Origin of the sequence: Collinsella sp. TF07-1 (assembly GCF_003437235.1) — a bacterium.
Lineage (GTDB): Bacteria > Actinomycetota > Coriobacteriia > Coriobacteriales > Coriobacteriaceae > Collinsella.
Genome location: NZ_QSRV01000012.1, coordinates 49,008 through 61,374, shown reverse-complemented (window position 1 = coordinate 61,374; position 12,367 = coordinate 49,008). Strand labels below are relative to the sequence as shown.

Sequence of the window (12,367 nt, the reverse complement as noted above, 5' to 3'; positions counted from 1 at the left end):
CGGCCGGGTTGGGCTCCGGTGGGCTCGCCGTCGCGCGCAGCCAGTACGCCGTTCACAAACACGGCCTTGGCGCGGCCGTGCGCCTCAAAGCCCTCGAGCGGCGTGTAGTCCACGGCCTGATGCTGCGTCGCGGCGCTAATCGTCCAGCGCGCCTTGGGATCCCACACGCACACGTCGGCATCGGCGCCCTCGGCAAGACAGCCCTTGTGCGGATACATGCCAAAGACGCGCGCCGGGTTCTCGCTCATCAGGCGGCACAGATCCTCGGGACCCAGCTGTCCCTCAAAGCTCGTAGCGATCGCGACGGGACGATGCTCCACGCCGGGTCCGCCGTTGGGAATCGCGCGGAAGTCGTCGCGCCCGCGGTCCTTTTGCCCGTGCAGGTTAAAGCTACAGTGGTCGGTCGCAATCGTATCGATCTCGCCGGCCACAAGCGCCTCGCGCAGTGCCGCACGGTCGCCGGCATGGCGCAGCGGCGGACTCATCACGTACTTGGCGCCCGCAAAGCCGTCCTCGCCCTGCTCCAAGTAGCACGTGTCGTCGAGCATCAGATACTGAGGGCATGTCTCGACATAGATGTTCTTCTGCCCGCGCGCTTTGGCAGCGCGAATGGCCTCGAGCCCCAGCTTGGTCGAAAGGTGCACCACGTTGACCGGAGCGTCCCCGGCCAAGTGCGCCAGATACAGCAGGCGGCTCACGGCCTCGGCCTCACACACGTCTGGACGGCTGAGCGCATGGCCCTCGGGCCCGTGGATACCCTGCTCAAACACGCGCTTCTGCAGCGCGTTGACCAACGTGCCGTTCTCGCAATGCACGCACAGGATACCGCCCACGCGCTTGAGCTCCTCCAGCACCTCGAGCGTCTCGGCATCGTCCAGGCGCAGATGGTCGTAGGCAAAGTAGGTCTTAAACGACGACACGCCCGCCTCGCGCATGGCCGAAAGATCGGCGCGGTTGCGCTCATTCCACTCGGCAAGCGCCATATGGAAGGCATAGTTGGCGGTGCAGGTGCCGTCGGCGCGATGATGCCACTCGACCAAGGCATCGGGCATGGTCACGCCGCGATCGGCCGTCGCGTAGTCCACAATGGTCGTCGTGCCGCCGCAGGCAGCCGCGCGCGTGCCGGTCTCAAAGCTATCGGCTGTCCAATCCATGCCGGTCCAGCACTGCATGTGCGTGTGGCCGTCGATAAAGCCGGGAAACACCCAACAGTCGGTGGCGTCCTCGACGGTATCGCCCTCGCCCGGCTCGATTGCCGCGGCAATCCGCACAATCTTGTCGCCCTCCATGGCAAGATCGGCGCGGCGAAGCCCCTGGGGCGTCACGAGTGCGCCGTTTTTGATGATGATCATAATTGCTCCTTATTGATTGATGCAGTTGGCCACGCGATCAAAATACGAGCAGGCGGCGATATGCTCCGTTATGCGTCGCTGTCCTTTGACGGTATCGACGTCCCACAGCTCGTAGGCACGCGCCTCGACCAGCACCACGTCGGCACGGTCCTTGAGGATCGAACCGCCGCCGTCCTTACCCTCAAGACACATAAGTGCATCGAACAGTTCCGCCGGAAAGATCACCGGGCTCGAAGGCTCACCGTTGCACGCAAGGCGCACCGGATGCTTGCGGCCACGCTCGTCAAATGCACGAACCATAGCCTCAAAAGAATCCGAACTCACGAGCGGCTGGTCGCCCGGCAAAAAGAGGCAACCTTTCCAGTTGCGTTCGACTCCCCACGAAAGCCCCGCACGGACGCTTTCGCTGCGCAGCTCGCCATCGTGCAGCACACACGGGCAATGCTTATCCTCGCAAATCCGAGCGACCTCGGGCCAACGCGTCGAAACCACAACGTCAAAGCCCCGGGGAACCGAATCAATGGTCCGGGCAATCAGCGGCTCGTCATAGATATCGGCGAGCATCTTGTTAGAGCCAAATCGCTTGCCCTCGCCCGAAGCCATAATCACGCAACCAAGTTTCATGGCGATACCTCCCCTGAAACCATCGTACCCATAACTCGCGTCGCGGGGCATCTACATCGAAAGCGCTTATCCCGCACGCCCACGATGCAAAAAGGGGCACCCCGCCGGTTGGCAGAGCGCCCCCTTTACATGGCTTACCTCAACCCAGCTTTAGGCCTGGAACCAACGGGCGGTGTTGCGCTCGTCGAGGGCCTTGAGGGTAGCGGCGGGATCGGCAACCTTCTGCAGGAACATCATGGCTGCGATGGCGTACGGCTTGTAGCTGGCCTCCTTGTACATGCCCACGCGGTGCATGTCGAAGACGTCGGCGTTGACCTCGCCGTGCTCGCAAGAGACACCAGAGATGTCGGCGGGCAGCGGATGCATAAAGATGGTGTCCTGGCCGTTGGCGGTCTTCTCCATGAGCTCGGTCGTGGAGCACCAATCCTGATGCGTAGCGTTCTGAGCGAGCAGCTCCTTCTCGAGCGCAGCGATGCCGGCGTCGTCGCCCTCGGCGTACAGGTTGGTGCGCTTCTCCATGGCGGCAAACGGAGCCCAGCTCTTGGGGATCACGATGTCGGCGCCCTCGAAGGCCTCAGCCATAGTGTTGACCTGCTTAAAGGTGGTGCCGGACTCGGCGGCGTAGCCCTTAGCGCGCTCGACGACCTCGGGCATGAGGTCGTAGCCCTCGGGGTGGGCCAGGGTGACGTCCATGCCAAAGCGGGGCAGCAGGCTGATCAGCGACTGCGGGCAGGACAGCGGCTTGCCGTAAGAGGGCGAATAGGCCCAGGTGACGGCAACCTTCTTGCCCTTGAGGTTCTCAAGGCCGCCAAACTCGTTGATGAGGTAGAGCATGTCGGCAGAGGACTGCGTGGGGTGGTCGGAATCGGACTGCAGAGAGATGAGCGTGGGACGGTGATCCAGAACGCCATCCTCGTAAGCCTGCTGGACAGACTCGGAGACCTCGGCCATGTAGGCGTCGCCCTTGCCGATGTACATGTCGTCGCGGATGCCGATGACGTCAGCCATGAAGGAGATCATGGTAGCGGTCTCGCGGACGGTCTCGCCGTGAGCGATCTGGGACTTCTTCTCGTCCAGGTCCTGCAGCTCAAGACCGAGCAGGTTGGCTGCCTTAGAGAAGGAGAAGCGCGTACGGGTGGAGTTGTCACGGAACAGGGAGACGGCCAGACCCGAATCGAAGATCTTGGACGAAACGTTGTTCTCGCGCAGCTCGCGCAGGGCGTCGGCGACGATGTAGAGCGCCTTGAGCTCATCGGTGGTCTTGTCCCAGGTGTGCAGGAAGTCGCTGCCGTACATGCCCTTAAAATCGAGGCCGTTCAGCTGCTCGACGAGCTCGGTAAACTTGGCGTCCATGTAAATATCCTTTCCAAAGATGAAACGATTGCAATGAGTAGATGTGCTCCGGCATGCGCGTGTGGCTAGAACATGCAGAGCACTATGACGAGGACCCGCTACCGTTGAGGAAGCATGGGAGATAACGACCGCGGGCCCCAAGTCAACAGGGGGTGCCGGGGACACGAGCTGTCCCCGGCTCAACAAGATCGAGGAATGGGACTAATCGATCTTGTTGTTGGTCAGACCGGCGCGGAACACGGTGGCGTCGCCATCGGCCTGGCTCGGATCGTAGAGGTTCAGGGCAGCCACATACATGGCGGCAGCGGTGACCAGGTCGTCCTTGTAGGTGACCTCGTTGGGAGCGTGAGCCTGAGACTCGGCACCCGGGCCAAAGCCGACGCAGGGGATGCCATAGCGGCCCTGGATGGAAACGCAGTTCGTGGAGAAGGTCCACTTGTCGCACAGCGGACGACCGGTGCGCTTGTCCATGCTGGGCTCGCAGCCGATGCGCTCGTCACCGAACATGGCCTTGTGGGCGTCGACGAGGGCCTTGACGTGCGGAGCGGTCTCCTTGTTGATCCACGTGGGGAAGTAAGCCTCGGTCTCGTAAACCTCGCCGGTCCAGGACGGACGGTCGTACATGTACATGGAGACCTTCACGTCGTCGCCGTACTTCTTGGCGGCCGGCAGGTTGCGGATCTCGTCCAGGCAAGACTCCCAGGTCTCACCGGCGGTCATACGACGGTCGATGGAGATGGCGCAGGAGTCAGCGACAGCGCAGCGGCTGGGGCTGGTGTAGAAGATCTGGCTGACGGTGCAGGTGCCGCGGCCCAGGAAGCGGGCGTCCTCGAAGTGCTCGGGGTTGTACTTAGGGTCGAGCATCTTGACGAGGCCCTTGATGTCGGTCGACTCGTCGCAGCCGTTGTTGTTGAGGGCGCGGACGTCGGCGATGATGTCGGCCATCTTGTAGATGGCGTTGTCGCCGCGGTCGGGAGCGGAACCGTGGCAGGAGGTGCCGTGAACGTCGACGCGGATCTCCATGCGGCCGCGGTGACCGCGATAGATGCCGCCGTCGGTGGGCTCGGTGGAAATGACAAACTCGGGCTTAATGCCGTCCTTGTTGTAGATGTACTGCCAGCACATGCCGTCGCAGTCCTCTTCCTGGACGGTGCCGACGACCATGATCTTGTAGCCCTCGGGGATGAGGCCCATGTCCTTCATCATCTTGGCAGCGTAGGTAGCAGAAGCCATGCCACCCTCCTGGTCGGAGCCGCCGCGGCCGTAGATGATCTCGTCGGTCTCGTAGCCCTCATAGGGATCGGCGTCCCAGTTCTCGATGTTGCCGATACCGACGGTGTCGATGTGGGAGTCGATGGCGATGATCTTGTCGCCCTCACCCATAAAGCCCATGACGTTGCCCAGGCCGTCGACCTTAACCTCGTCATAGCCAAGGCTCTCCATCTCGGCCTTGATGCAAGCGACAACCTCGCCCTCCTCGCAAGACTCAGAGGGGTGGCTAATCATTGCGCGAAGAAAACGCGTCATATCAGCACGATGGGACTCAGCAGCAGCCTTGATAGCGTCGAAATCGAGTTCTTTAGCCATAACAGTCAACCTTTCTACAAGGGTTTACCTACAGGTAGATATTTCAGATAGATCACTTGTGCCAAGCAGCGTGAGGTTGAGCACCCGGCAAGCAAGTAACCATAGGAGGCGGACGGAGGACTTTGCTCCGTCGCGAGTTCCGCACGAGCCGGAGAGCACTTAATGTGCTCTCCGTGCGAGCAGGACTGTCCGAGCAGGCGACCTTATGCCCCGCCCCTCGGGACGACGGGATAGATTTAAAGGAGCAGCCATGGCAGGCAAGCCGCAAACACTAGCTACGACCTCGGCATTCGAGATCTTGGGGCCCGTCATGGTCGGCCCCAGCTCATCGCACACCGCCGGCGCCCTGCGCTGCGCCCAAGTTGCCGCCAGCCTGCTGGAAGGCCGCATCACTAAGGTCACCTTTGGCCTGTGGAACTCCTTTGCCCACACCTACCGCGGCCACGGCACCGATCGTGCGCTCGTCGCGGGCATCCTGGGCCTCGACACCGATGACGAGAACATCAAGCAGGCCTTCGACCTCGCGCACGAGCAGGGCCTCGAATATCACTTTGACATCAAGGGCGACGACGCCTCCATCCACCCCAACACCGTCGACATCGACATGGTCGACGACACGGGCGCCACGGCCCAGGTCCGCGGTGAGAGCCTGGGCGGCGGCAAGATGCGCATCAGCCGCATTAACGGCGTCGGCGTCGACATCTCGGGCATGTATTCCACGCTCTTCGTGGCGCACCAGGACGTCCCCGGCGTGCTCGCAGCGCTCACGAACCTGCTCGCCTACGCACACGTGAACATCGCCTTCTGCCGCACCTACCGCACCGAAGTGGGCGGCCAGGCCTACTCCGTCTTCGAGACCGACGGCGCGCCCGACGACACCGTTATCCCCATGCTACGCAAACTCGACAATGTCGATTACGCGACCTTTATCGAGCTCCCCGGTTCTGCCTCGTCGCTCTCCCCCGGTGTCTCGGCAAAGGAGATCTTCGACGACGGCGAGCAGCTGCTCGATGCGTGCGCCGAGCTCGGCCTGAATATCGGCGCCGTTATGGCCGTGCGCGAGGCGCGTCTGACCGGCGAGGCCCACGCCGTCGCCGCCATGCGCCGCGTGCTCGACGTCATGCGCGAGGAGACCACGGCCCCCATCGCCAATCCTCAGCGCTCGCTCGGCGGGCTTATCGGCGGCGAGGCCAAGCTCGTTGATGCCACCGACCGCAACGACTTGAGCGTAAGCCTGATGGGCGCCGTCCAGACCGATGCCGTGGCCCGCGCCATGGCCGTCCTTGAGCGCTCCGCCACAATGGGAGTGATCGTCGCCGCCCCCACGGCCGGCTCCGCAGGCGTCGTGCCCGGCTGCGTGCTGGCGCTCGCCGACCATCTGCAACTGGACGATGAGCAAGTCATGGACGCCCTCTACTGCGCCGCCGCCATCGGCCTCAACCTCACCACGAGCGCCTGCGTCGCCGGCGCCGAGGGCGGATGCCAAGCCGAGGTGGGAAGCGCGGCCGCCATGGCCGCCGCCGCGCTGGTGCAGATGCTCGGAGGCACGCCTGAGCAGGCACTCGACGCCAGCTCCATCGCCCTGAGCAACCTGCTGGGCCTGGTCTGCGACCCGGTGGGCGGCCTCGTGGAGGTGCCGTGCCAAAACCGCAATGCCATCGGCGTGGCCGCGGCATTTAGCTCGGCGCAGCTTGCACTTGCCGGTATCAAGAGCCTGGTGCCGTTTGACCAGATGGCGCACGTCATGCTCTCCGTGGGCCACGCGTTGCCGGCCACGCTGCGCGAGACGGCAAAGGGTGGCATCGCGCAGGCTCCGGCCGCACTTTCGGCCTGTGCAAAATGCGGTGTGTGCGGATAGCGACAAAGAAAGACTCGAAGGTGGGACAAATGTCCCACCTCTTTTGAATGCCACCGTTTCCATACCACAAACAACTGGGTAATCGCTATAATGCAAGCCCAGTAAAAACACGATGAGCCGCAAGGCGAAATCCGAAGGATATGCATACGATGTCGCAAAACGATCGAACTCAACTGATTCCCGATCCGCAGCAGCCGAGCAGGCACACCGGCGGCGTTCAGTCGCCGCGTCCTATCGCGCGGAGCCGCGGTCAGCAGCGAGGTGCGGCAAACGTTTCCCAACGTCCGAACAAGCAGCATCAGCAGCGCCAGGCAAATGGCAATGCGCCCAAGCAGCCCCCCACGCACGCTCGAGGCGATCGCGGCCCCGCACGCAAACCCGCCGAGAACAATAAGTCGGGCAAAAAGACGACGCTCTTTGTCGTTCTGGGTCTTATCGTCATTGTCTATATCGTAGGCGTTGTAGCGTTTTCGCAGGTAGCCTACCCCAACACCACTATCGCCGGCGTCGATGTCTCGTTCTCCAACGCTTCGTCTGCCGCCACCAAGGTCAACTCGGCTTGGAAGCACTATAAGCTCACCGTGACAGGCGATGACTTTAGCTGGACCTATCAGCCCGAGTCCGATGAGCCCATTGTCGACGGCGAAGCTGCCGCAAAAGAGATTATCAGCCGCAACGAAGCCATTGTATGGCCGGTTCGCCTTGTAGAATCCTTAAGCGGCAAGACCAAAACAACCGCTAGCTCCAACGAAGTCGATCTTGATCAAGACGTCGACCTGTCCATGCTCTCCGACACCTTTGACCAAAAGCAGTTTGAGAAGGATCTGGGCGCCGCCATCGACGAGTTTAACGAGGGGCGTTCGGGCGCGTTCGAGGCCAATAGCTCCTATGACGAGCAGGCCGGCAAGTTTACCGTCGAGAAGGCGCGCTCCAACGAAAAACTCAACCGCGAGCATGTCATTAAGTATGCCGAGCTCGAGCTTGCCTCGCTGGCCGAGACCGTAGATCTTTCCAAGCTCGGCAACGATGCCTATGAGCCGCTCAATGGAACGCTGACCGATGATCAGATTCAGGCCGCATGCGATGCCGCCAACAACTTCTTGGGCGTCAACGTGACCCTCAAGCTCAACGGCGAGGATGCCGGCAAGGTTGATGGCAGCTCCGTGTTGCAGTGGATCAGCTTTGCCGATCCGGCCAACCCCACGCTCGATACGTCGCAGATCAGCAGCTGGGCAGCCGAGCTCGCCAACGGCTTTAATACCGTGGGCTCCACTCGCTGGTGGACGCGCGCCGATGGCAAGCAGTGCGCCGTCGAAGGCGGCGACTTTGGTTGGTCCATCGACAGTACCTCGCTCGCCAAGCAGGTCGAAGACGCCATTAACAACAAGCAGACCGGCGAAATCGATATCAAGTACTCCCAGAAGGCCGACACCTTTACCGCAAAGGGAGAGCCTGACTGGAAGGCATACGTCGATGTCGATCTGTCCGAGCAGCACGCGCGCTACTACGACGAGAGCGGCAATATTGTGTGGGAGGCCAACTTTATTTCCGGCAAACCGGGCGAAGACGCCACCCCCGAGGGCGTATGGCAGATCAACAGCAACGATGGCGCCAGCAAACTCATCGGTGCCAAGGACCCCGAGACCGGCAAGCCCAAATACGAGAGCCCGGTTAGCTACTGGATGCCGTTTGAGGGCAACATGATCGGCTTCCACGATGCCACCTGGCAAAACGACAAGAGCTTCGATAACGCCGAGTCGTACAAGTGGTGTGGCAGCCACGGTTGCATCAACCTGCGCCTGGCCGATGCCAAGTCGCTCCACGAGCGCATCAAAGTCGGCCTCTGCGTGGTCGTGCACTCGTAACGCAGCTAACGTCTACAACAAGTAAACAGCACGGCGACAAAACTTACAGTACCGTCATCCGCAACTTCTATACGCCCGCCTATCGCGACGGGCGTATATACTTATCGGAGCCATATCGATAAAGGAGACGCTATGTCCAAGGTCCCCACGATCAATCCGGGTCCTGACGATTCCGATCGCATGCCCCAAGATGCCACCGAGACCCTGCCGATTATAAGCGCTGCAGACACCAAGCAGCCCCAAACGAGTCTCGACGATTCGACCGATATCTCCGATGAAGAAGCCTATGCAAAGCTCAAGGCAAAGCGTGCCGAGCGTCGGCGCAAAAAGCTCATCCGACGCGGTATCGCCGTCGGTGTCGTTGTTGCCATCGCGCTCATTGCCATCATCGCAACGCTGGTCATCAACGCGCAACCCGCAGGCACCAACGGACCGGTGACCGACATGGTCACCGAAGGCACGTTTACCACCACAGTCGAAGCCAAGGGGCAGCTTAAGCCCATCTCGGCATCGGTCGTCTCCCCTTCTGTCGACGGTACGGTTGAAAAGATCAACGTGCAGGCCGGACAGAGCGTCAACGAGGGCGACGTACTCATGACCATTAAGAACGACGCGCTCGATAGCGCTGTTTCCGAGGCGCAGCGCGCGGTCGCGGCCGCCCAGGAAGACCTGAACAATGCAAAGGTGGCACTCGCGGCCGCACAGGCCGCACCGACAACGGACAGTGACGGATCGACCGGTCCATCGGACGCAAACGCCAACGCAAATGCCGTCTCGACCGCCCAGCGCAACCTCGCCTCGGCCCAGGCAGCGCTGGAACAGGCAACTGCAAAGGCGGCCGAGCGCACCGTAAAGGCCCCCAGCTCGGGCAGCATCGTGGAGCTCAACGCCAAGGTGGGCGCTACGGTAACAGGCGGCATGATCATGGGTGAAAGCGACACGAGCGGCGGCAAGCAGTGCATGCAGATCGCCGACCTGTCCAAGATGAAGGTGACGGTTCAGGTGGGCGAAAAGGATATCGCCAAAATTGCCGTGGGCCAAAGCGCCAACGTGACCTATCCCGCGTTTCCCGATATCGTGAGCCAGGGCACCGTCACGGCTATCGCCTCGGTGGCAAACTCTGACTCCGGCTCCGGTAGCGGCGGCAGCGTGACCTTTAACGTCGACATCCTCATCGAAGCACCCGACAGTCGCCTTAAGCCGGGTATGACTGCCGAGGTCTCGGTAGTGACCGAGAAGCTCGACGACGTGGTTATGGTGCCGACCATGGCGCTGATGACCGAAGATGGCGAGCACTATTACGTCAATCTGGCCACCGATTCGGAAGACAAGAAGACGCGCCGCGTGAAGGTGACCGTCGTGACGCAAAACGACAACGAAGCCGTAGTCGGCAAGACACAGATCAAGCGCGACGACCAGGGCAACGAAATCAATCCTGGCGTGCCCACAACCAAACTGCGCGACGGTGACACCCTCGTCATGGACACCGGAGCGGGCGCAACGGCTGACGGCGGCTACAGCGCGGATTCGGGCAGTATGTCTGCCGACGAGGGTATGTAATGCGTCCCGTCATCGACATCCGCAACGTGCACCGCATTTTTGAGAGCGAAGCGGGTTGCGCCCACATCTTGCACAACGTGAGCCTGGCGGTAGATCCCGGCGAGTTCGTCGCCATTACCGGCCCCTCGGGCTCGGGCAAGTCGACGCTCATGAACATCCTAGGCTGCCTGGATAAGCCGACGGCGGGCGACTACTACCTGCAAGGGCTCAACGTGGCCGAGCTTGACGATGACGAGCTCACCGAAGTTCGCGCCCTGAGCATTGGCTTTGTCTTTCAGAGCTTCAACCTGCTGCCGCGCCTGTCGGTTATCGAAAACGTCATGCTGCCGCTGGCCTACACCAACGTACCCCGTAGCCAGCGCGAAATGCGCGCCGTGCACGCGTTGCAGGCCGTCACGCTGCCCGTCGACCATTGGGACCACCGCATATCCGAGCTCTCGGGCGGCCAGATGCAGCGTGTCGCCATCGCACGCGCCCTCGTCAACGATCCGCCCATCATTTTGGCTGACGAGCCGACGGGAAACCTGGACTCCGCAACCGGAGCGCTTGTGATGGAGACCTTCCATAAGCTCCAGGAGCGTGGCAAAACCATCGTGCTTATCACACACGACCCCGGCATTGCCGCCGAGGCCGACCGTGCCATGACCATCCGCGACGGTCGTATACACGACGGCGCGTATATTCCACATACACCGCGGACCCTGCGCAGCGCCGTAGATAGCCTGCCCATGATTTCCGCCTCCGCCAACCCGCCGAAAGGAGTGGTGGCATGAGCGCCCGCGATCTCATCCAAGAAGCCCTTCACTCGCTCGAGGCCAACAAGGGACGCAGCCTGCTCACCATCCTTGGCATCGTCATTGGCATCGCCTCGGTCATCGCCATGACTTCGCTCATCGGCGGCATCCAAAACAGCCTGGTCAACAGCCTGGGCCTCAATGCAGCCCGCATGGTAGAGATCTATTCGTCCCAAGAACTCACCGATTCGGATGTGGAAAAGCTTCGCAAACTGGTGCCGCAGATTGAGCAGATCGGCATCGTCGATAGCGCCTATTCCGAGTACAAGGTCGGGGATAAAAGCTATACCGTCATGGCACACGGCGTCGATAGCGACATGCTCGATGCCGTGGGCGCCAGTAAGCTCGTTGCGGGACGTGTCTATTCACAGGCAGAGTCTCAATCAGGCTCGCGCGTGGCGCTCATCAGCCGCGGCGGCGCCGATCAGCTTTACGGCAACGAACAGGACGCACTGGGGAAAACCATCAAGGTGTCCAACGGCGAGGTGCAGATTGTAGGCGTGATTGATGGCGGCAGCGACTCCATGGGCTCGCTCACGCTGTATATGCCACGCGAAACCATCTCCGGCCTGTTTGGCGACGAGAATCCTTCATTCCCCAGCGTGACGGCACTTGCCGCCGAGGGCACAGACATGGACGAGCTCTGCAAGACCATCGAGTCTAAGGTGCGCGCGATGAAGGGCATCTCGGAGGATGATGAGTACGACAGCGTATCGGCGACCTCCATGAAAAGCGCCATCGATGCACTCAACTCGTTTATGGGCGCCTTCTCGCTCATCATGGGCGCTGTCGCCAGTATCTCACTGCTTGTCGGCGGAATCGGCATTATGAATATGATGCTTACCAACGTGACTGAGCGCATCCGCGAGATCGGTATTCGCCGTGCCTTGGGCGCCAGTCGCCGCGATATCACCGCGCAGTTTTTGGCCGAGTCCTCGGCGCTGTGCGTCACCGGTGGCCTGCTGGGTGTCCTGATTGGCTATCTGCTGGCCTGGGGCCTCGCGATGTTTGCCGCAGGATCAGGGGTTCTCAACGAGCTCGGTGCCAGTGGGGAGATCACACCGAGCTTTTCAATCGCCACGGTGCTGCTGGCCTTCGGCGTCTCCGTCGGCATCGGCGTAATCTTTGGCTTCTACCCCGCTCGCCGCGCGGCAAAGCTCAACCCGGTGGAGTGCCTACGCTACCAGTAAGCCACCACCAACAAGTTGCGGTGAATTAGGGACTGAATATGCTATCTAGCAGCAAAAACAGACACTATTTCATCGCAACTTATTGAAGGACTGTTTGCGCCAGTTCTGGGCGTCGTCCTCGAGCTATTGATGGATGACGGGCTTGTACGGGTCGAGCTTGCACGGGGCGCTCCTCCTCGCGGGC

The 12,367-nt window shown here is 61.4% G+C and carries 9 protein-coding genes; 5 read left to right on the top strand and 4 right to left on the bottom strand.

The window, feature by feature from the left end; all coding sequences use genetic code 11:
- From hydA to DXC67_RS06150, 4 genes are all read right to left on the bottom strand, one after another.
- On the bottom strand, positions 1-1,352 hold a 1,352-nt coding region (gene hydA, locus DXC67_RS06165; RefSeq protein ID WP_117637738.1), incomplete at its 3' end, for a dihydropyrimidinase.
- Positions 1,353-1,361: 9 nt separating this feature from the next.
- Positions 1,362-1,976, bottom strand: a complete 615-nt coding sequence (locus DXC67_RS06160; RefSeq protein WP_158550967.1) for a nucleotidyltransferase family protein — start codon at positions 1,974-1,976, stop codon at positions 1,362-1,364.
- A 150-nt stretch (positions 1,977-2,126) separates the two neighbouring features.
- Positions 2,127-3,329, bottom strand: a complete 1,203-nt coding sequence (gene ygeW, locus DXC67_RS06155; protein ID WP_055252229.1) for a knotted carbamoyltransferase YgeW — start codon at positions 3,327-3,329, stop codon at positions 2,127-2,129.
- A 201-nt stretch (positions 3,330-3,530) separates the two neighbouring features.
- Positions 3,531-4,916: a YgeY family selenium metabolism-linked hydrolase gene (locus tag DXC67_RS06150; protein WP_055252228.1), complete on the bottom strand. Its 1,386-nt coding sequence runs from the start codon at positions 4,914-4,916 to the stop codon at positions 3,531-3,533.
- Between the two features lie 250 nt (positions 4,917-5,166).
- On the opposite strand from DXC67_RS06150, the gene sdaAA reads away from it, so the two are divergent.
- From sdaAA to DXC67_RS06125, 5 genes are all read left to right on the top strand, one after another.
- The gene (gene sdaAA / locus DXC67_RS06145; RefSeq protein WP_117637737.1) at positions 5,167-6,774 is read left to right on the top strand and encodes an L-serine ammonia-lyase, iron-sulfur-dependent, subunit alpha; all 1,608 of its coding nucleotides are present in this window, start codon (positions 5,167-5,169) and stop codon (positions 6,772-6,774) included.
- A gap of 149 nt (positions 6,775-6,923) precedes the next feature.
- Complete coding sequence (locus tag DXC67_RS06140) at positions 6,924-8,639, top strand: L,D-transpeptidase (RefSeq protein ID WP_158551301.1); 1,716 nt, start codon at positions 6,924-6,926, stop codon at positions 8,637-8,639.
- Between the two features lie 132 nt (positions 8,640-8,771).
- Positions 8,772-10,199 carry an efflux RND transporter periplasmic adaptor subunit gene (locus DXC67_RS06135; protein WP_117637735.1) on the top strand — a complete coding sequence of 476 codons (1,428 nt, stop codon included), beginning with the start codon at positions 8,772-8,774 and terminating at the stop codon, positions 10,197-10,199.
- Positions 10,199-10,972 carry an ABC transporter ATP-binding protein gene (locus tag DXC67_RS06130; protein ID WP_117637734.1) on the top strand — a complete coding sequence of 258 codons (774 nt, stop codon included), beginning with the start codon at positions 10,199-10,201 and terminating at the stop codon, positions 10,970-10,972. The genes DXC67_RS06135 and DXC67_RS06130 overlap by 1 nt, the downstream gene beginning before the upstream one ends.
- On the top strand, positions 10,969-12,183 hold the full coding sequence (locus DXC67_RS06125) for an ABC transporter permease (RefSeq protein ID WP_117637733.1): 1,215 nt from the start codon (positions 10,969-10,971) through the stop codon (positions 12,181-12,183). The genes DXC67_RS06130 and DXC67_RS06125 overlap by 4 nt, the downstream gene beginning before the upstream one ends.
- Positions 12,184-12,367: the final 184 nt, after the last annotated feature.